13 protein-coding genes and 3 pseudogenes are annotated in these 21,722 nt (G+C 51.8%); 7 read left to right on the top strand and 9 right to left on the bottom strand.

The window, feature by feature from the left end; translation table 11 throughout:
* Positions 1-78: 78 nt before the first annotated feature.
* Entirely contained in the window at positions 79-459 is a 381-nt protein-coding gene (locus IAE36_RS02400; protein ID WP_201198412.1) for a hypothetical protein, read from the bottom strand.
* Between the two features lie 1,091 nt (positions 460-1,550).
* Here IAE36_RS02400 and IAE36_RS02405 point away from each other — a divergent pair.
* The 4 genes and pseudogenes from IAE36_RS02405 to IAE36_RS02420 all read left to right on the top strand — a co-directional run.
* The gene (locus tag IAE36_RS02405; protein ID WP_201198411.1) at positions 1,551-3,974 is read left to right on the top strand and encodes a tellurite resistance TerB family protein; all 2,424 of its coding nucleotides are present in this window, start codon (positions 1,551-1,553) and stop codon (positions 3,972-3,974) included.
* Complete coding sequence (locus IAE36_RS02410; RefSeq protein WP_201198410.1) at positions 3,971-5,266, top strand: ATP-binding protein; 1,296 nt, start codon at positions 3,971-3,973, stop codon at positions 5,264-5,266. Before IAE36_RS02405 ends, IAE36_RS02410 begins: the two co-directional genes overlap by 4 nt.
* A 43-nt stretch (positions 5,267-5,309) precedes the next feature.
* Entirely contained in the window at positions 5,310-7,493 is a 2,184-nt protein-coding gene (locus IAE36_RS02415) for a DEAD/DEAH box helicase (RefSeq protein ID WP_328822849.1), read from the top strand.
* A gap of 296 nt (positions 7,494-7,789) precedes the next feature.
* Positions 7,790-8,285: pseudogene (locus IAE36_RS02420) on the top strand (TonB-dependent receptor domain-containing protein); the annotation flags it as partial.
* 17 nt (positions 8,286-8,302) lie between these two features.
* On the opposite strand, the gene ykgO reads toward IAE36_RS02420, so the two are convergent.
* Positions 8,303-8,431: a type B 50S ribosomal protein L36 gene (gene ykgO, locus IAE36_RS02425; RefSeq protein WP_201165004.1), complete on the bottom strand. Its 129-nt coding sequence runs from the start codon at positions 8,429-8,431 to the stop codon at positions 8,303-8,305.
* 697 nt (positions 8,432-9,128) lie between these two features.
* Between ykgO and IAE36_RS02430 the strand changes: the two genes are divergently transcribed.
* Complete coding sequence (locus tag IAE36_RS02430; RefSeq protein WP_201198408.1) at positions 9,129-10,043, top strand: LysR family transcriptional regulator; 915 nt, start codon at positions 9,129-9,131, stop codon at positions 10,041-10,043.
* 79 nt (positions 10,044-10,122) lie between these two features.
* Here IAE36_RS02430 and IAE36_RS02435 read toward each other — a convergent pair whose 3' ends face one another.
* The 4 genes and pseudogenes from IAE36_RS02435 to IAE36_RS02450 all read right to left on the bottom strand — a co-directional run.
* On the bottom strand, positions 10,123-11,013 hold the full coding sequence (locus IAE36_RS02435; protein ID WP_201198407.1) for a TauD/TfdA dioxygenase family protein: 891 nt from the start codon (positions 11,011-11,013) through the stop codon (positions 10,123-10,125).
* A gap of 23 nt (positions 11,014-11,036) precedes the next feature.
* Positions 11,037-12,068, bottom strand: a complete 1,032-nt coding sequence (locus IAE36_RS02440; protein ID WP_201198405.1) for an ABC transporter substrate-binding protein — start codon at positions 12,066-12,068, stop codon at positions 11,037-11,039.
* Between the two features lie 384 nt (positions 12,069-12,452).
* Positions 12,453-12,743 carry a TraR/DksA C4-type zinc finger protein gene (locus tag IAE36_RS02445; RefSeq protein WP_201164993.1) on the bottom strand — a complete coding sequence of 97 codons (291 nt, stop codon included), beginning with the start codon at positions 12,741-12,743 and terminating at the stop codon, positions 12,453-12,455.
* Positions 12,744-12,775: 32 nt separating this feature from the next.
* Positions 12,776-14,056, bottom strand: a pseudogene (locus IAE36_RS02450) (dihydroorotase); the annotation flags it as partial.
* 2 nt (positions 14,057-14,058) lie between these two features.
* Here IAE36_RS02450 and IAE36_RS02455 point away from each other — a divergent pair.
* Positions 14,059-14,598: pseudogene (locus IAE36_RS02455) on the top strand (aminoacyl--tRNA ligase-related protein); the annotation flags it as partial.
* Positions 14,599-14,777: 179 nt separating this feature from the next.
* Here the strand turns inward: IAE36_RS02455 and IAE36_RS02460 are convergent.
* From IAE36_RS02460 to IAE36_RS02470, 3 genes are all read right to left on the bottom strand, one after another.
* The gene (locus tag IAE36_RS02460) at positions 14,778-15,593 is read right to left on the bottom strand and encodes an ABC transporter ATP-binding protein (RefSeq protein ID WP_201198403.1); all 816 of its coding nucleotides are present in this window, start codon (positions 15,591-15,593) and stop codon (positions 14,778-14,780) included.
* On the bottom strand, positions 15,590-17,173 hold the full coding sequence (locus tag IAE36_RS02465) for an ABC transporter permease (protein WP_201165509.1): 1,584 nt from the start codon (positions 17,171-17,173) through the stop codon (positions 15,590-15,592). The genes IAE36_RS02460 and IAE36_RS02465 overlap by 4 nt, the downstream gene beginning before the upstream one ends.
* Positions 17,174-17,684: 511 nt before the next feature.
* Entirely contained in the window at positions 17,685-18,599 is a 915-nt protein-coding gene (locus IAE36_RS02470; protein WP_201165511.1) for a LysR family transcriptional regulator, read from the bottom strand.
* Between the two features lie 600 nt (positions 18,600-19,199).
* Here IAE36_RS02470 and IAE36_RS02475 point away from each other — a divergent pair.
* Positions 19,200-21,563 carry a TonB-dependent receptor gene (locus tag IAE36_RS02475; protein WP_201198401.1) on the top strand — a complete coding sequence of 788 codons (2,364 nt, stop codon included), beginning with the start codon at positions 19,200-19,202 and terminating at the stop codon, positions 21,561-21,563.
* The last annotated feature ends 159 nt before the right edge of the window (positions 21,564-21,722 follow it).

The following is a 21,722-nucleotide window of genomic DNA, read 5'->3' on the forward strand; positions in this document are numbered from 1 at the left end:
AGCGCTACAACACAGGTTACCTGCGCTCGAAGCGCACGCCTCTCTTAAGGTCGAACGGAGCGTACCACTTCACCAGACTCAGGCGAATGGGATGTATGCATGAACCAGCGCTTTAGGGAGGCCGCTCAATGTGTCCCAATCAGCGAGTCCAGTGGCAACACCCAATGACAAGGTGCCAGCGAGCACAAAGGGGGCGGATGGCAGCAACAGACATAGTAACTTCGTGAAGCTCATGCTCTTGCGGATCAACCGGTACATCAAGCGATACTCAGTGCCTACGAAGCCACCTGCCAGCATCAAGGCCACTGCAACAATCAAGGCCTTGACGGGCGTCATCGTGAGCCATTCGCTCGCAGTGAAGGCCATCGAGCCCAGACCACCCATAGCAAGGGCATAACGTCTTGCCACCCGATGCTCTCTCCCCTCGAGCGATGAGTCAAACCAGCGAACATGCTCCATTGATAATCCTGCTTCAATACCTGACGGTCGGAATCGGGAGAATAGCGCCCTCCGAGCGAGCTGCAAATCTCGGCTGTGACGTTGGCACTCAGCCTTTAATAAATAAGAACTTTTATGCATGCACTTTAGGCCCTGGCGATCGAATTCAATATGCGGACTGCACCCAGAAAAGAAGGACAAGAAGAACCATACAGAACACAGCAAATAAAAAGGCACGCATAAGCCCTCCCATAGATGCCAAAAGGCACCTATCGCTCAGTGAAAAATAAACTCTTCAACAGAGCATAAACGGACGCTCGCAGAATGCAAAGTCTCTAGCCAACATCAACCGAAGTTGAGAAGCACAACCAAGATATCTCAAAAAAATAACTTGCAACGTACAGTGATACGACACCTTGCAAAAACCAACACAAACACTAATGAAAACAAAAAAATCCGTTTAATATCAGTATGTTAAAATATTTTCAGTGTATTGACACTGTCAATTTATATGATTTATTTTGTCAGTTTACAATAATTAAAACCTTTCCCAATCATCCGACGAACGGTTTGGTAATTCATAAGGATCTGGGTCTGACAGCGTTCCTTTGCCTACCTAAATGATCCAGGGAGATGAGACAGCTATAGCGACACGAGAGGGCAAGACTCAGCTTACCGAGCAATAGCTTCATGACAGCAATGTACTGGAGGAGCAATACGCCCCAGCTTAAAAAAGCAGTACAAAAGCACGGAACAGCACCACAGAAGTTCATCTAACGACACATTAAAACAAAAATACAAACAACAATGTTAGAGCTCGGACACGCGCAGCCACTTCGAGGATTAAGCGACACAAAAAAAGCGCACTACCGAATACATTATCAAACAACAACTCACCAAACCATTAACTCAGTTAATAATTTTCTACCATCCTGCCATGCCCGGGAGGGAGGTAGCACGGCTTACAGTGCCCTTACAAACGCCGTCCAAATCTCGTGAACCCACTCCACGAGGCTGCGCAATGCCCCTCCCCTTCGTCTAATAGGCTTGGCCGGCCTTAAAAAATCCGTAAGAATGTCATTTGGCCATTACCCACATCATGGAACACTCGTATGCCACGGAAGCGAAAAGGGAGCGGCGGCGGGCCGATCGCTCTGTACGCCTTGTTATTCGTCGTTGCCCTCTTGGCGCAGATTCCGAAGCAGGTATGGATTGCACTCGGAGTCATCCTGGGCATTGGGGTGTTGGTATGGGCCATCAGGCGCCCCTCCCGCGACAATCCGAATGACGCAGAGGATGCGCTCATGGCTGAAATTGCCGCAGCTCCCCTGCAAGCAAACTCACCTAGTGTTTCCGTCCAGTTCAACGCAGCAAGCACGCGCGCGCGCGAACCTGAATTCCATACAGTTCAAGTAGGCACTCCGTCTAATCAAGGCTTCGCCATTCCCAAGCCCCCTCAGCCGATTGGTGTACGTTGGCTCGCAGAAGGCGAATCATTCAACGTCGCAGGGCTCTCCATACCAGGCGGGATGCTCTACATCACCGAACGCGCAACCCAATTCGGTCATTCCGAGCCTTCTTTGCTTGATGCAACCCTTCGAGTTGCACGATCCCCCATGAGCCTCACTGATCGGCAAATGCCCTACTGGCCTAGCTACAAGAGCATCACGCCAGAGGCACGTCGGGCCTATCTGCAATGGCTGGCCGGTGGACGTCGTCAGCCAGCCGATGCCGGGTACGTATTCCTGTTCTTCTATGGGCTTGAACGGCGTGCGCTGATTGATGCGCCAACCGACCCACAGGCGAAGGCTGAACTGCCTGCGATCAAAGCCGAAGTGAGGCGTCTGATAGATCTCTACGGCGGCAACTCTTCCTTCCGCGGCTACGCAACACGCTTCCTCGCTCATCTCGAATCAGGCTCGCTCCAAGCTCAAAGCTATTTGAGCGAGCCGCCCACCATGAGCGCCGACGGTTATGAACTGCCGATGTCACTTCGCGTCGCTCTGGGTCAGATGGCCGTGGATAAATTCCCACTGAATCCAAGTTGGGCATTGGCCTGGGCGCAGTCAGAGCCAAACATCTCCAGGCGCACACCTGTGACTCGTTGCCCGGAGCAATTTGCAGCACTCTTCAAAAACGAGTTCGCAAAGCGCTACCCCAACGGGATCGCGCTGGCTCAGAACAAAACCAAGCTCAAAACCGCCTATCGCCCAGCCTCAGCGACACTGAACATTCCGGCTGAATCCGTGGGTGACTTACCGGACGTGAGCGCCACCTCTGGCACCCGAAACAAGCTGCAGGTTATCGTTGAAGACTGCACGAACGTGCTCGACCCTTATAGCCGGTACCTGGGGCGCAACCCGGATGCAGCGGGCTCGCTTGAAGCCATCCTTCAGCTACCCACTGAACTCTGGCCAGCAGAGGCTCAAACTGAGCTCGATCAGCTTGCGCAACGTGTGGGCGGTGAAACTATTTGCATGAGCTTCGGCGAGTTGGCCGGGCGATTCAAATCCGCCGGCGCGCTTTCACGTGACAAGGTGATCGCGCTGGCCCGTGCACTGGAGAGCAAGCGCATTGGCTTGGAGCCCGATGTGCTCTCCGGTAGCCGCACCCCTAAAGCTGAAGACACCATCGCTCTGTTCGCCGCTGAATCGGAGGAAGGCTCTCTTCGCTCATCGGACGCCTACAACGCTGCAGCTGTGACCCTTGATCTGGCCAGCGCTGTCGCTGCGGCAGATGGTGACACCTCTCTCGAAGAAGTGAGCTTATTGTCTGGGCACATCGACTCGTGGGATCACCTCTGTGTGGCCCACCGCAAGCGCTTGAAAGCCCACCTGCAAATTCAGCTGAAACAGCCCCCTACCCTGGCGAGCCTCAAGAAGAAGCTGGAGCCTTTAACTGCAGAGGCTAAGCGAAAAATTGCGAGCTTCCTGGCCCACCTGGCCCAGGCAGACGGCGAGGTCACGCCGCAAGAAGTGAAGCTGCTTGAGCGAGTTTACAAGTCGTTGTCGCTGGATCCGCAGTTCGTCTACAGCGATTTGCACAGTGCTGCGGTACTGCCTGCTCGGCAGGTGGAAACAGTGACCGGGGCTACAAGCCCAACGATAGCTAGCAACTCTGCACACAAAGCCGACGCAGGCTTTGTCCTGGACATGCACAAAGTCGCTCGCCTGCAGCAGGAGACCGCTGAAGTATCAGCCCTGCTCGCCAGCGTGTTCAGCGACGAGTCGACCGCTGAAACTAACAATGTCCAATCGCCTGAAGTCACTCAGGACGTTGAAGAAAGCGCAGCCGAGCAGCTTGCCACTGTTCACGGGCTGGATGTGGAACACTCCGCGTTCCTGCGTCTCTTGGTTTCACGAACCGAATGGAGTCGTGCCGAGCTTGAGGACGCCGCGAGCGATATGGAGCTCATGCTGGACGGTGCATTGGAGCGGATTAACGACACCGCCTTCGAGCTCTTCGACATGCCGGTGACCGAAGGCGACGAACCGATCGAAATCAATCCCGAAATTCTGGACGAATTAGCCCTATGAGTAAGATACGTGCCAAGGATCGCGACGCGGTCATCCAGTCACTACGTGCAGGCGTTGTACCTCGCGTTGGCCAGCATTTGATTCAGGTGGGCCGAGCCGGCGAGCTCGACTCGCTGCTCAAGGATGTTGATCGCTTGGCCGATGGTGGTTCGGCCTTCCGTGTGGTCGTTGGTGAGTACGGTGCAGGTAAGACCTTCTTCCTGAACCTGGTGCGCGGTATCGCCATGGAGCGCAAGCTAGTCACCATGCATGGTGATCTGAACCCGGATCGTCGACTCCATGCCTCCGGTGGGCAAGCTCGGTCGCTGTATTCTGAGCTGGCCAAGAACATGGCCACAAGAACGAAACCCGATGGTGGTGCACTCCAGGGCATCGTCGAAAAATTCATTTCCCAGGCCAAGTCTGAAGCCAAAGCCAAGGGTGTGGAAAGCGAAGCCGTCATTCGTGAGTACCTGGCAGAGCTCACTGAGATGGTTAATGGCTATGACTTTGCCGAGGTCATCGCAGCTTACTGCCGTGGTTTCGAAGAGGGAAATGAACAGCTGAAAGCAGATGCCATCCGCTGGCTGCGTGGCGAATTCTCCACCAAGACAGATGCGCGAGCTGCACTTGGTGTGCGCACGATCGTCGATGACGCATCGGTTTACGACCAGTTGAAACTGCTTGCGCGCTTTGTGCGGTTGGCAGGCTTTGGCGGTTTGATGGTCTGCCTCGACGAGTTGGTCAACCTCTACAAGCTTGCGAACACCCAAGCCCGTAACGCCAACTACGAACAGATCCTGCGCATTCTGAATGACTCGTTGCAGGGTTCTGCAGAAGGTCTCGGCTTTGTCTTAGGCGGCACACCAGAATTCTTGATGGACACTCGCCGCGGCTTGTACAGCTACCCTGCCCTCCAGTCCCGTCTGGCAGAAAACACCTTTGCCAAGTCTGGCCTGGTTGACTTGTCTGGCCCGGTCATTCGACTGAGCAGCCTGACACCCGAAGATTTCTTCGTGCTGCTGCAAAAGCTCAGGCACGTGTACGCCTACGGTGAACCTGAGAAATTCCTGCTGCCGGATGAAGCGATCCCAGCCTTCATGGCTCACTGCAATCAGCGACTGGGGGAGGCTTATTTCCGCACGCCGAGGACTACGATCACAGCGTTCATCAGCTTACTTGCGGTGATCGAGCAAAACCCTGGAGCAGATTGGCGGTCGCTGGTCGGCGCTGTGGAGTTGGCCAAGGATGAAGGAGCCCAGCAGGATCTAGAAGTCGAGGCCGATGATGAGCTCGCCAGTTTCAAGCTCTGATTCTTCATCATTCGAGCGTCTGCACCCTGAGGTTCAGCAATGGATCTGGTCGCAGGGCTGGACGTCGCTACGCGATGCGCAGGAGTGGGCGGTGCCGGCCCTAATTGGCGCCGACCAGGACGTCATCATCGCGGCCTCGACTGCTGCAGGTAAAACCGAGGCCGCTTTCCTCCCCGTCATGAGCAACCTCTTGAACGATACGAGCACCGCAGGCGCGGTGCTCTACATCAGCCCCCTGAAAGCCTTGATCAACGATCAATGGGACAGGCTGAGCAGACTGTGCGAACGACTGGAGATTCCAGTCGTCGCGTGGCATGGGGACGTGTCCGCAAGCAAGAAACAACGCTTTCTCAAATCACCTGAAGGCATTCTGCTGATCACACCAGAGTCGCTTGAAGCACTCTTCGTGAACCGAGGCTCAAGCTTGCCAGGTGTTTTTCAAAACCTACGTTACATCGTCGTGGATGAGCTTCACGCGTTCATTGGCAGCGAGCGTGGAAAGCAATTGCAGTCTTTGATGCAGCGCGTGGAGACAGTCGTTGGCAGGCAGCTTCCACGTGTGGGCCTATCTGCCACCTTGGGTGAGATGTCTCTGGCTCAGGTGTTTCTAAGGCCGAACAACCCTGAGCAGATCACCGTCATCAACTCGACGTCGACAGGCCAGGAGCTGCAAGTTCAGGTACGCGGCTACATCGAGCGTCCAATGCAGCAGGAGGTTGCCGACCATGGTAAGCGACAATCCTCTGAGGAAGATGCCACAGACGAGGAGACCGAGGAGTCAGGCTCTAAAGTTGCGATCGCCGGACATCTCTACAAGGTTTTACGCGGGCACAACAACCTGATCTTCCCTAACCGGCGCCAAGAGGTAGAGTGGTTTGCAGATCGACTGCGGTCGCTGTGCGAAAACGATGGCGTTCTCAACGAGTTCTGGCCACACCATGGCAGCCTCTCAAAAGAGCTGCGAGAAGATGCTGAGCGTGCCCTAAAAGCCGGCGATCCACCCGCTTCTGCTATTTGCACGACGACGCTTGAGCTAGGCATTGATATCGGAAACATCAGAACAGTTGCCCAAGTGGGATGCCCACCCTCTGTAGCTAGCCTGCGACAAAGGCTCGGAAGATCGGGACGGCGCGCAGGCGAGCCTGCCATCCTGAGAGGCTACTGCCGGGAGCGCGTGCTCACGGATCAGTCCGACCTTTCCGATCAACTGCGTGAAGGGTTGGTGCAAACCGTTGCCATGATTCGCTTGCTGGTGGCCGGTTGGTTTGAGCCCCCTCGTTCGCAGGGAATGCATGCTTCCACGCTCGTTCAGCAATGCCTGTCGACCATTGCCCAAATGGGCGGCGCCAGCGCTGCCCAACTGTGGAACGATCTCATTGCCAGCGGCAGCTTCGCGAGCGTAACGAAGGGCGATCTGATGTTGCTGCTCAAGGGCATGGGTGAGAAGGAGCTGATTGTCCAGGACAGTTCTGGTCTGCTCCTGCCAGGTGAGCTGGGTGAGCGTCTGATCAATCACTATGAGTTCTACACCGCTTTTACCAGCGATGAAGAGTTCCGACTGCTCAGAGATGGCAAACCACTGGGATCTCTGCCCGTTAGCCGGCCACTCTCCAAGGGGCAGAGAATCATCTTTGGTGGCCGACGCTGGCAGGTTCAGGATGTAGATCTTGAAGCCAAAGTCATCGTGGTTACCCCAACGCGCGGCGGCGAGCCACCCCAGTTTGACGGCTTGGGCGCTCAGATACACGATCGCGTTCGAATGGAGATGCGGAGTGTTCTTTCGGAAACAGCACCCTGCCCTTTCCTGGACAAGCAGGCCCAATCATTGCTCCAGGAAGCGCGGCAAACATTTCATGCCCTCGGGCTCGGGGAAAAGTCGATCGTGGGATCGGCTAGCGCCAGCCATCTTGTAACTTGGCAAGGCGACTACACCAATGATGCCTTGGCTTTGCTGCTGAGGCATGTGGGCATCCAGTGTGAGAACTCGGGACTTTTTCTGGACATCGCATTTGGTGCGGAGGATTCACTGAAAGCATTGCGTACCGTCGCTCAGCTAGATGTCTCTAATCTGGAGCCCATTCTCGAGAACGTGGAAAACATGATCCGAGAGAAATGGGACTGGGCTCTTCCTCAACCGCTTTTGATGAGGTCGTTTGCCTCAAGTCACCTAGATCTGCAAGGCGCGGTGGAAATAGCTCGAAAAATCAGTGAAAACCAGTACCAGTAGAGGGCGCTTGGGCGTGTCCAGTAGCAGCGGACGCCCAACAGCCCCCGCTGCTGGGCACTGCTACCGCTCGGCGCCCGTTTGACCACGGCCCGCTCTGGCCCCATTACAGCAGCTGAAGCCAAACGCACCATCACAAGCGCTGCGTGGTTGCCCCCCCTTTCTTCAGCTCACATGACCAAAGCCGGAGAGTCGAATCGCTCGATGAGAAAATCCGTTACTCCCCGTTGTCTGAGACTTGAGCTTCTACACAGGAGCGCCTCACTCCTAACAACAGGCAGTACCCAATGCAACAGTGCAATGGGTACGAGACCCAATACGGCGCCATCACCTCCTTGACCTGGCGGCCCGAGGTTGAATGGTTGCACGCCTTCGCCCTGGAGGGCGGTAGCGATATGCAGAAGCAGGAAAACCGCAGCGAGCGCTACAACACCATCAACCTCGTGCGGCAGACTCAGACTCGCGACCAAGATTTCGACTTCAATACCGTTGGAGCCTATGTGCAGGCCGAAATCGAGCCCTTTGAGTCGCTGAAGATTGTCCCGGCCCCGCGTCGACAAGATCAGCGGCGATTTCACCAGCAAGCTTACCGACCAAGATTACGACATCAACGACTATGGCCTTATCAAGCAGCCGAAGCTCAGTGTCGTCTACTCACCCTGGAAGTTTGCGAGTTTTTATGCGAACTGGGGCCGCACTTTCCAGGTAGGCACAGGTGCAGCTGCCTACAAGGTACCGCCGCGTAATGAAGACCTTGATCCATCGATCAACGAAGGCTGGGAGACCGGCACTCAGAAGATTTCACATTTTCTTCACACCACCTTGCCGCGCCTTAAGCGCGGATTGGATTTGCAGATTACGTAGAGTCTCCCGCGCCGCTTCACTACCTGGCAGTCCCGATGGCGATTCTTGGCTTGCTTGAGCGATGAAAGGACTTGCATAGCACTACTCCTGTTATGTAATAACACTATGATAACGAAAATCATTCTCGATTACGACCACTCCTGCCGGCCATCACTCTCGAGTCTTCAGGACAGCCGGCGCGTCCTTAGCTGTCCCCTGGGTATTAAATCGGTTACCAAACATCGCGCGTTTGGAGGTGCGGCAACAACCCATGGAGCGCGTCGGAATCACAAGGACGAATCCGACTACGGAGCATTTCGAACGCGCGTGACGCTTTGCGGTTTTCTTTGTATGCATGCATCGGCGACATGGCATTAGACTGCCGATGCCAATAATTTGGCGTCGTATTTTTGTTTTTGTTTGTATGAATTACGTGCTTAGCAAGGAATTTCAATAGCCGATTTTTTAGTCAAGCTCAAGCTCAAGATCTAGCCCGTCAAGCGCGGGCTAGTCGGCTGCGATGCTTGTAATTGTCAGCCCTAATAATCCGGGCCATCCCTTTTGAATAAGTTCACAATCATTACCGGGACTTTGCTATTCTAAAAAACAGAACAACTTATAAGTACCGTGAAACAGCTCTAATATACTCAATGACAACCCGAATTACCGGAACCGTTTAATTGCCCTTCAAGTACATTCCAAAAAGGAATAACAATAGATCGATCAATTATTTGGCTTGATTATTCGAAAGATATAACATCACCAAATTTATAACTAGTAGCCTGTGAAACGTACATGAATATTGATCTCCGCCAGCTTCGTCACTTTATTGCCCTAATCGAACATCGCAGTTTTGCTGCAGCTTCAGCAGCTGTGCATTTGTCTCAATCGGCATTCAGTCGCAGCATACAAAGTCTAGAGAATAATATTGGATACAGATTAGTTGATAGAGGTGAAAAGGGGTTAAACCCTACACGGCATGGCTTATTGGTTCTTGAGCACGCGCGGCAAATCGTTCATGGCGCTCGCAGCTTGATCAGAGAGGTTGAGGATTTTAGCGGAACCAGCACGGGCCTGGTAAGATTCGGTTCTGGCCCAGCAGCTGCGGGCGGGCTAGTTGCAATTGCGGTAGGGCGCTTCATTACAGAATATCCGGCAGTTAAGACATATCTGCAAGTAGACAGCTGGCAAGGTCTCAAACAAAAGCTTTCTGCCGAGGACATTGATTTTTTCATAGCCGATAGTGACGAGTTTGAGTCCAGCCCTAACCACAAAATAACACATATAAAACCTAGGCGGTGGAACTTTTGTTGCCGCGCAGGGCATCCTCTGAGTTGTAAGGAGGAAGTGCGGGCGGAAGATCTACTACAGTACCCACTAGCGACAGTATTTCACCCTCCCAGAATTCACAAGCTTCTATGTGAGCTTAGTGGGCGTAGAGACTTCACCCCCACGGTAGAGTGCGAACATGGATACGCCCTGATAAACATCGTTCAACAATCTGACGCAATCGGAATTGCATGCACAAACAATTTCCAACAACAAGAAGCGAATCCGCGATTGATCATTCTAAAACTTGCGAATCTACTACCAGAACACGAGGACGCTTTCTATACACGCTACGGGATAGTCAGCCGTGTTGACATCGGTTTATCACCCATGGCAAGAGCACTAATAAATCAATTAGTTACTAGTGATGAAGAGATTTAAGGAGAAGCAATCGTAAATGTCTGAGTGGCGCCAGGGCAGCACAACCTGACGCCATACTTCAAACTTTATCGCGAGATATTCAGCCTTTGCGTATTGATCGGCTCAGAGATCCATCCACCGCCACTGGCACCTCACCTTTTAAAGTGACGCGGCGCATCAGCCTCCGCTGCGTACCATAATCGTTGAGCGCATAGTGCTGGGTTGCTCGATTATCCCAGATAGCTACATCACCCAGACTCCAACACCAGCGCACAGTGTTTTCTAGGGCAGTTACATGCCCCTGAAGCAGCGATACTAGCTTCCTTGAATCTTCCAGTGAATATCCTCTCAAATATTTAACAAAATGACCAAGTTGCAGTGTCCGCTCGCCAGAGATCGGATGCACTCGCACTACTGGATGCTCAGCCTCATAAATGGTCGACAAAAAACTACTTTGCTTATCCCTAATTCCTTCTGTAGGAGGAATGTAGTCATAGTCGTTGGTATGGATTGCCCACAGCGTATCGGCAAAGGCACGGAGATGCGCTGGCAGGTTTTCATAGGCGCTTGCGGTATTCGCCCAAACTGTATCGCCGCCAGATTCAGGTAAAATGATACTGCGCAATACAGACGCTTTGGGGTAAGCGTCTATAAAGGTTACGTCCGTGTGCCATGACGCTGCACGACGGCCTGAATCGCCGTCCAGCTCAAGCATATATTTAGTGCCACCTACCGCAGCTAACGTAGGGTGACGAGCAGGTTCGCCTAGTAGTTCAGCAAATGCCTCCTGTTCTTGGTCATCCAAATGATTCTGACCGCGAAAGAAAATGACCTTATACTTAACCAGCGTTTCCTGGATAGTCTCTACTGCGTCTGCTGCCAGGCTGCCGGAAAGTTTAATCCCTCGAACTTCAGCACCAATACGACCAGCAACTGGGATAATTTCTATCCCGTTTTGATATTCAGAACTACTCAATGATTTTTCGCTCATACACCACCCAACTATGGCTGAATTTATGGGTTAACTTTAGCCGTGGCTTTCTCGGCCATTACTTTGTTCATGTAGCTTGGTTCTACCCAGTCGCGGGCCTCAAAGCGGCGACGTATTAAACGCTCACTAAAGGCTAGCTCGATACTCTTTTGTAATCCCGAAACAAAATCTGCATCGAGCCGCGGGTCAAAGTAAGTCGCTAGATCCTCATCTGCCAGCTCGGTCTCCAAGACATATGGCGGCCATGAAGAGTTTTTTGTAAATAATTCGATGTAAGTTTTTTTGTTGCGTTCATCTCTTAACCAATCTGAAGCTTGCTTTTGAACCTCGAGCAGTCGCGTCACGAGCTCTGGATAGTCGCGAACAAATTTTCCAGTGCCAAGAAGCATCATCTGAGTACTCCCAGCGTTCTGCAATTCTTTTGAATTGACAGGAAGCTCTGCCAAACCGCGTTGCTGCAGAACTATCAAATTGGAAAGCCCCCAGGTTCCATCAATTTGGCCTGCGGCCAATGCCGCATTCGCCGCATTCGGATCTAAGTTGATTACTTTTACGTCACGCTCCGAGAGCCCTTGGCTGGCCAGAGCGCTAACAAATGATAACTGAAGAGCAGTGCCTCTAAATACAGCTATGCGCTTGCCTTTCAAATCACTCAACTGCTTAATCTCGGAGCCAGGCCGAACGGCTAGATAGCTTTTTATCCCGCGCACACCTACGGATAACACACGAGTATCCAGGCCACCAGCTTTCCCAACGATAGCCGCCAGGTCGCCCATGTATGCAATATCGACTTGATCATTCGCTAGTGCCTCATTGATGACTGGGCCAGCACCTTTAAAAAATCGCCACTCAATAGTTATTTTATCTTTCTCAAATGCTTTCTCGAGCAAGTGTTGCTCACGGATTACATCTATCACGCCTCCGGCAGCATGCTTGTCGCTTCCGCCTGCATCCGGAACGGCAATTCGAATGGTGGCAGGCGCACTATTCGCCGCATAAGCTGATGTAGTCATCAATGTCAAAGTAAATAGAGCGAGCTGAAGAAGTCTGTTCATATTTTTCCTGAACCACCTGCATGATGCTTAAGCAATGTATAGCGGCACGTTAAATGAACATATTGAATTTTACAAACAGAAAAAATAGCTAAGCACCATGCACAAGGGCATAAGCCAATGAATACGCCACACCGGGTAGGTCATGCAAGTGATGCAAAAGCGAAATGAGGAGATTGCAACGAGCGCGCTATTTTCCGCACATCACTTATCGTGTATATAGAAAGGAGTGAGGCAGAGCGCCCTCAAAAAACTATAACCAAGCTTAGCTGTACTCCTAGCGGAAGCTTTAGCACTCATAATGTTAAAATAGCAATCGAGCCGCCTTAGGCAAGGAATCGATCCCCATATGTTTAAAGTATCTTGTTGGGTCAACTACTAACCAGCCTAGTCTTCCCGCACATGCCGCTCTTTCCTTTCCTGCCACTCCTTGGCTTCAACGCTCAACTTCGCAGTTGGCCGCAGAAGCAAACGTCGCAATCCAATGGGCTCTCCCGTCTCTTCGCACCATCCATACTCTCCTCGCGAGATCCTCTCCAAGGCTTCGTCAATCTTGTCCAATAGCTTCTTCTCCCGCTCAAGCAGGCGCAATTGCCACTGCAGCTCTCGGAAGAACCCCTGTTGCGCGGCGTCCATGTAATCGTCAGCTGGCAGAGAAAGCTGCTCTTGTTCCGTCATGTCGGTCACTCTCGCTCGATAATTTTGAGTTGTCAGGATCGCTGCGCACCGAAGGCCAAAGGCAGGCCTTGGCAGCTCTCATTAACGCATCCGCCATGCCAGGCCAGTTGGCCAGAAACTACAGTCGTCATTACTCGGTGCCGCAACTGGTGATTTTTTAACGGTGTCCACTGACAGTGAGCAAGGATCGGGTCATGGGCGACTGGTCGTGGTTCCTCTAAACGCTCTACAAGAGCGAGGTCTGCCCAGTACCCCTCTCGCAGATATCCGCGCTCCTGGATCGCGAACAAGTCCGCAACCGCATGACTCGTCTTTTGCACCAGTTGAGTAATCGGCAGAACACCTTCTTCCACCAGCTCAAACAACGCAGGAAGCGCATGCTGAACCAGGGGTAATCCAAACGGCGCAGAAGCATACGCCCTCTGCTTCTCTGCCAACGTATGTGGGGCATGATCAGTACCGATTACATCTATGCGATCATACAGGAGAGCTTGGCGCAGGGCATCACGATCCTCTCGGGTTTTGATGGCGGGGTTGCATTTGATGAGATTGCCAAGGCTTGCGTAATCACGGTCATCGAATAGCAAGTGATGTGCGCAGACCTCTGCAGTGATCAATTTGTTCGCAAGAGGGCCAGGCTCGAATAATTTCAGCTCCATAGCCGTGGTCAAATGCAGCACATGCAGGCGTGTGTTGAACTTGTTGGCAAGCTCCACTGCCAAGCTTGATGAGCGGAAACAAGCGTCCGCATCTCGAATTACCGGGTGCATTGCCGGCGGGATGAAATCACCAAACTGCTCGCGGTAATGAGCCTCGTTGGCCAAGATTGTAGGCGTATGCTCACAGTGCGCGAGCAAGATAGTAGGTACATTGGCAAACAGCCGCTCCAGTACTCGAGGATCGTCAAGGAGCATGTCTGCCGTCGACGCGCCCATGAACACCTTCACACCTGCGACCTGCTGCGGGTCAAGACTGGCGACTACATCCAGATTGTCCTTGCTGACTCCAAAGTGAAAGCCGAAGTTTGCGACTGACGAAGCAGCGGCTCGGGCTTTCTTATCTTGAAGCGCGGCGAGGGACAAGGTAGCCGGATTGGTATCGGGCATGTCCATAAAGCTGGTAATCCCACCCGCAACGGCGGCTCGGGACTTATTCGCCATGGTTGCCTTGTGAGCAGCGCCAGGCTCACGAAAGTGCACCTGGTCGTCGATCATTCCTGGCACAAGCCAGCGACCCTGCGCATCAATTTCGACGGAGGCGTTAACACCATCGATGCTACCTGCAATTTTCTCAATTCGGTCATATGCAATGAGAAACCGAAGATGGTCGCGCCCTAGCTCTCAAGCCGATGAATTGCCCAGGCGGCACCCTCCTCTATCGACACGGCCTCAAGAGCTATCGCGACTTGCCGATTCGCATGGGCGAATTCGGTAAAGTCCATCGGTATGAACCTTCCGGCTCTCTCCATGGATTGCTTCGGGTTCGTCACTTTACCCAGGACGACGCGCACATTTTCTGCGCTCCTGAACAGATGAACGAGGAGTGCCGATCCGTCGTGGCTTTAGTTCTGGACATCTATCGCCAGTTTGGCTTCGAGGAAGTGCGCATCAAGCTGTCTACTCGCCCTGCCAACCGAATCGGCAGTGACGCCACTTGGGATCAACTCGAGGGTGCGCTCATCCACTCTCTCGAAGAAATGAACCTCGTCTATCAGGTCAATCCTGGTGAAGGTGCCTTCTACGGGCCCAAGCTTGAGTTCGTTTTGCGCGACGCGATTGGCCGGGACTGGCAGTGCGGCACGCTCCAGGTCGATATGAACCTCCCTGAACGATTCGGCATTGAATACGTTGACGAAGATGTGGGCAGAGGATACGCCGCTGCCCGGAAAATTGCTGTTTTAACAACTGCACGCCCGAAACCTCACCTTGCACACCGCCAGGTTAATGAAGAGCATCCTGAAATATTTAAAGCCAGATGAGTTAGATACAAGCAAAAAACCTCGCCTTGCTCGTGACATCACAGCAGGCTGAATATTTACTGCGCAATGAGAGCGGAATCAATACCGTTGATACTGTTTTTATTAGGCAACACATAGAGCTCATCACTTGTCAGCTCATGCAAAAGCTCTTCACGCAGCAAATGAAACTCGTACTGACTACGACTACGTGGTCGAGGCAGGTTAACTTTGATGATACGCTTGATACGTCCTGGACGAGGAGCCATCACAACAATTCGATCGGCGAGAAAGATTGCTTCTTCCGCGTCATGAGTGACCATCACAGTCGTGATCTTGGACTGTTCACGAATCTGAAGCAGCTCATTTTGCATTTGCTGACGAATGAGCGCGTCCAGCGCGCCGAAAGGCTCATCCAACAGCAAGATGCGTGGGCTCCCCACTAGACCTCGAGCGATAGCCACCCTTTGGGCCATTCCGCCGGACAATTGATGCGGATAGGCACGAGAAAACTCGCTAAGACCTACCAGGTCGATAAACTCCATTACTTTCCGCTTTTTCTGCTCGTTAGTAGAGCCATCATTTACTAACCCCAAGCCGACATTACCCTCCACTGTCAGCCATGGAAAAAGCCGATGCTCTTGAAACACCATGCCGCAACCCGCACCAACTACTTCAACTCTCCTCCCATCCACGCGTATATCACCGCTATAGTCAGTCTCCAAACCAACCAATAGACGTAATAGAGTAGATTTACCGCACCCACTGGCGCCCACGACTGCAATGAACTCACCTTCTGAAACTTCCAAGTTAAAATCATTGATCGCCTGGAATATTCCTCCGTCGATATTGAAAGCTTTTCCAACATTAGTAAAGCTAACGATTGGATGAGTCATGCTTGCCTCCAGCGCGTGACACGCGCCTCTATACGGTGCCCGAGGTGGTTGATCATCCCGCCAGTGATCCCAACCAGCAGCATCGCAGCCATAATCTTGTCCATATCCATTAGTTGTTGCGCCCCAATCATTAGGCTACCAATACCACCATTCGACGGCATGAAGTATTCGGAGCCGATTGCTCCTAGCCAAGAATAAATCAGACTCAGACGCAATCCACTGCAGATGCCGGGCGCAGCGCCGGGCAACACAAATTTCCTGAGGCGTTGCTGCAGGTTCAGCCCTAGCACTAGCGCGACCTCATTCAATTGCTCTGACTGGCTAGCGACGCTCCGATGAGTGGCGATATATAATGGAAAAAACGCCGCGAATGATACGAACACCCACTTCGCCGACTCGCCTAATCCGAACCAAGCAGTTAGCAGTGGAACCCAAGCGAAGATCGCGATTTGCCTTAGGGCTCCCAAACTTGGGCCAAATAGTCGCTCAGCAGGCCGGGATAACCCTAGAAGCAGGCCCGCGGCTAATCCAAAAAAGCCCCCGATGAGCAAGCCCATAAGTGCTCGGGTAAGACTGGAGGAAATGGCGTGCAGCAAACTGGCATCGAGCATGCCTGCAAAGAGAGTTCCCAAGACTCGCAAGGGCGATACCAATATCTCCCGATCAACCCAATGGAGCTGGTACGCGGTTTGCCACAATACCAACAGTGTCAGGGGCAGATACAAAGCTGTAAGACTCTGCCGACCGCCAGGGCGGTGAAAGCGCTTGAGCCGTGAGGTCGGTGGATGTGGCCAGTGAACTGTTTTCTGATCAACCCAGCCAATCAACAGATCCAAAACCACTCCAATCAAGCCAATCACAGCGATGCATACAAATACGATGTCGAGCATAAACAACTGCCGAGCCCAGACCATTAGGTAACCGATGCCCTCACTCGATGCCAATAGCTCCACTGCCAGCAAGGATGACCAGCCCGCAGAGAGCGCCAAACGCACTCCAGCCATGAATGATGGCATTGCGGCGGGGATGATCAACCGACGGATGAGCATCAATTTAGGCAGACGCAACACCGCAGCGGCCTCCCGCAAGCCTGGTTGAGCATCGCGTACGCCTACAAGAGTGTGTAGCGTGATCGGAACCACAACGGCTTTGATAAGCACCATGAGTTTTAGTAACTCACCGATTCCGAAGAAAACCATAAACAGTGGAATCCATGCCAGCGTCGGAATCTGCGCCAATGCGCTGAAGGTCGGGAGCACCAGATTCTGCAGTCTCGAACTGGCGCCTAGGCAAGCACCGAGCAGCGCGCCGAAGCTAATGCCTGCCAGCAGGCCGAGCCCCAGACGTAGAAGGCTCACTGCAATATTTTGCCAGATTTCCCCGCGGCCTAATTCTAGTGCGGTTAGCCAAACCCCCCCCGGCGACGGAAGAATTTGCGCACTCATCAGGTGGTCTCGGGCAGCGATCCACCACAGCGCGAAGATGAGCAATGGCACATAGGCGCCGCTCAGACGGACAGTAAAAACAATCCACCATGGATGCCAACGAGGTGACACAGAAAGGGTTCGGTCACCAAGCATTCGACTCTCCGAAGGTTGGCGTGTAGGTTACAAACCAGCGATCAAATACTCGCATCAACTTACTATTAAACATGTGAACTGGTCTTTGAGTTAAAAGACGTCATTAGTACCGTCTTCTGCAAAAACCGCCAATGCTTTATCCGAATATTTTCTATGCCACACATGCATAACTGCACCGCCTCATAAAATTTAATACGACTTGAGGCATCGCTCTGCGCATATTTTCTACAAAACGAGATATATACGAGAAATATGCATGAGCATTCTAAAACGTCAAGCAGCGACCCCAGCAACCATAGTCAAACATTGAATTTTATAACAAAAAACGTATTCCTAAATAAGGACATAGACGCTTTAGGATAAATAAGATATCAAAATAGCTCACCAGCATTATTAAAAATGCTAAACGGTACTTTGAATTTTAGAACCCTCACACATAGACGGAGCGCAACAACAATAGCTTATTGCAAACATCCATACAGCAAAAAATTTAAGCATGTTTTAACCTATTTCAAGCAGCACAGTGCGACTTATCTAGCCCAACAATTATATCAATCATCGCTCGCGCCGCAGGAGATAGGCGGAAGCCTGCACGACTAATAATCCCGAAAATTGCTGAGCCACCAGGTTGTTCGCCCGGAAAATTGCGGAAACGCAGACGCACCAACGATCCAGGAAGAATATCTTGCTCATAGTGTTCCTCCGTGCTCATGCCGACCGCATCAGTGTTCCGTACAATCTTAGCCAGGCTACTGAAATCATCGGTTTGTATCGCTAGAGCGAAATCCAAACGGCCACTGGTTGCAGCAAGGCGTTTACGGGCTCCTGGAGGCAACATCGCACTTGCTAACGGATAATCGAAAATATCGTCAGGAGACAAGTTAGTCTTGGATAACAATGGGTGTCCCGGCCTGCAAAAAAACACTCCGCGTCGTGGTGTGAGTGGCTGAGTATGAAAATTAGGATCTGACTCGAAATGGCGAATATCGGCAACAAAAAACTCAATCTCCTCTCGATTCAAACTACGACTTAGTTTTTCCCAGTTAGAAGTTTCGAATCTGACTCGGACACCCGGATAAGCTGCCGCAAATCCCGCTACGGCGTCCGGAACTAGTTTCACCGCCGGAGCAGGGCCACAACCAAAGTGAAGCTCACCGGCATCGAGCTTCGTCATTTGAGCTACTTCTCGGGTTAACTGATTAGCGTCTTTTAGTATATTGAGTGCATGGTGTAATACTACATGACCCTCCGGCGTCGGACGCAGATCTTTGCTGCCACGATCTATCAATACGCAACCAAATTCCTGTTCCAATCCCTGGATACTGCGACTGAAGGCTGGTTGTGTGATTCCCATGGCGTCAGCTCCCCGTACGAAGCTGCGATGTTCGTTAAGAGCGATGAAGTAGCGAAGCTGGCGTAAATCCATATGCGTTCCCGGCATCTAAAAAATAGGTCGAAAGTATTGGCCCTAAGCCAGACAGAGGTTTTAAATGCTGACTCTTATGCCGTCAACAAAGCTTTAGATCTTTGTTTAGATCATAAAGGCATATGAGCCTAACTTCGCCGCGTGTAGAACCGACCAAGCCTGGAGGCTCGTCCTTGAGCAGTACTACCAAAATTTTCAAACACACCAACTACAGCTATACCGACCACCGAGTGTCAAGGGGCGTAGGTGCTGCAATGAGAATAGTAACGTCGAGTGGAAGGCGTGACTCGCTCGACCAGGAAACACACCATCACTCGAGTCTAAAGCGCTTGTTCTCGAGGAATGGTCACGGTTAGACGATCAGAGCCATAACGATATTTCGCTCACCCTAACTTTCAACTTTTTTAGTATTGCCTGCGAGTGGAAACAGATAAGCATGTAGCTAGCACCCCACGCAGCTTTATGGCGCCATCCCAATAAAAAAGAAACAACTAACATAGACGCAGATTTATCACAACAAATTAACCAAGCCCCCAAATTCGAGTCGAAAAATTCGAGATGGCTTGGGTAATGGGTGTGATTACGTCCCAAGGAACTTCAATGACTTATTTATCGCGTATTTCCACGAAACCAATTTTTCCGCTTAAAACCTTACCAGCGACTTTATTGCTAGCAAGCTACATCGCCTGCTCACCAGCACATGCTTCGGAGGATCCCGCTAGCAAAGAGCCCGAAGCGGCAAGCGATGCAACGTTGGATAATACACGCCTGAAAGCAGTGACGGTAACTGCCCGCCGTCGCGAGGAAAGTGCTCAGGATGTACCGGCTACGATGAGTGTTATAAGCGGACAGGCGTTAGAGAACCAGCGAGTTTACCGCATACAAGATCTTCAGCAGTTGACACCTAGTCTAAACGTGGCCTACATGCATGCTAGGCAGTCAAGCGTATCAATTCGCGGACTAGGCAACAACCCCGGTAGCGATGGGTTAGAAGGAAGCGCCGGATTGTACATTGATAATGTCTATTTAGGAAGGCCAGGGATGGCAGTGTTTGACCTAATGGACATCGAACAGCTTGAAGTACTGCGCGGCCCACAGGGTACTCTGTTCGGCAAGAACACAACCGCTGGGGTAGTCAATATTAGCACTCGGTTGCCGAGCTTTACACCTGAGCGGAGCATCGAAACTTCATTCGGAGAGGATGGTTTCTTCCAGACAAAAGGGACTATTTCCGGGCCTATTTCCGAAGTGATGGCCGGACGCTTTTCGGCGTACCGAAGTCGCAGCGATGGTGACCTGAAAAATGAATATAATGGCCATGACCTCAATGGCGGTTCTCGAGAGGGGTTTAAAGGTCAATTACTATACAAACCTAGTGAAGACTTCAGTTTACGCATCATAGGCGACTACAATGAGGAGTCTTCTAGCGCCGGCACACATCCACTCTACAGCACGGGCCCAACTATTAATGGCGTCAACCGCTTTGAATCCCGAGCTGCTGCCGTCGGCGCCACACTAGTTGATGGACGCAAGCGCAGAGTCAATATAGATGGAGTTCAGCGCGTTACAGTGCACCAAGGTGGGCTATCGGCAGAGGCGAATTGGAAGCTATCTAGTGACTTCACTCTTACATCCGTCAGCGCTTACCGATGGTGGGATTTCAGCCCTCGTAACGATGACACGTTAAATGTACCAGTCACTAACAACAGTGGCGTGTCGGTTCAGGATAAACAATGGTCACAAGAGTTCAGGCTGGCTTCTCCTATTGGTGGCACATTTGATTACGTTCTGGGAGCCTACTATTTCGGATCTGATTTAGACAATGAAACTAAAATCAGTAATGGCCCTCTGGCCGACCTATGGAATGGAACTCCAACTGGCGCTCTATCGAACGTTCAAAGCCTTGGCAAGGGGCATATTGAAACCAACAGCTTCGCGCTGTTCAGCCAAGGGACATGGCACCTTACGCCAAAATTGGACTTCACCGCGGGCTTGCGGGGTACGTACGAAGAGAAAGACGCCTGGGTCAATCGTAGCCCATCAATTGGCGGCGAGCCAGTTTCAGGCGCTGCATTAGTATCCCGAAACGCTCGGTTCGGAGCGTATGAATCTGGGAGTTTAAATCAATATAGTTTCAGTCCATCTGGACTATTAAGCTTAAGCTATATCTTCAACGAAGATCTTCTCGGTTATGTGACACTTTCGCACGGCGAAAAATCCGGTGGTGTTAACCTTTCTGTCGGCACCGCGCCTACAGCAGGGGCAGAGTCATTAGAGATCGGCAGCGAGCGTGCGAACAACCTTGAATTGGGCATCAAAAGTACTTTACTTGACAACCGCCTCCAACTGAACGGCAACTTGTTCTGGACTCGAGTCAATGGTTATCAGACCACTGGGTATGACGAAGCTAATCGTGTCCAGTATTTAACCAATGCTGGTTCAGTTAGGTCTCGCGGGGCAGAATTAGAAGCCACGCTCATCCCGCTACGTGGCCTGACGATAAACGTCAATGGCTCTTATAACGATGTACGCTATCTTTCTTATAAAGATGCCCCTTGCCCTCCCGAGGTAGCCTATCAACCCGGAGCCCCAGCATCTTGTGATCTCAGCGGTAATCAAGTAGTAGGCGCTTCAAAATGGATCGCCAACATCAACAGCGTGTATGAATGGCATTGGGGCGATAACCTAGTGCCATATGTCACAGGTAGCTACGCTTATCGCTCTAAAGCTGTAGGCACCGTAGAGGATTCATCTTATGCGAAAATCCCCGCATATGGCGTAGCCAATTTTTCAACAGGATTACGAGGTAACTGGGGGCAAGGCCAATGGGATTTATCATTGTGGGTCAAAAACGCCTTCGACAAGACCTACTACACTACATTTTTCAATGAAATCAATGGTGGCTATTCAGGATTCTTGGGCACACCCCGAACTTTGGGCGCAACAGCGCGGTATGACTTCTGACGAAGCGAATAGAATAAATATCTAGAACACCAGAATTAGAGGCCGCCCTGCGGCCTCCTTGACCGGGGATTGTCTGCTCCCAACGCAGCCCGTTGACACACTCGACTAAGAATACTCACAGCGCAATCCAATGCTCAACTATCTTAGATAAATGAGGCA

Source organism: Pseudomonas sp. S36 (assembly GCF_016647875.1).
Classification (GTDB): domain Bacteria; phylum Pseudomonadota; class Gammaproteobacteria; order Pseudomonadales; family Pseudomonadaceae; genus Aquipseudomonas; species Aquipseudomonas parafulva.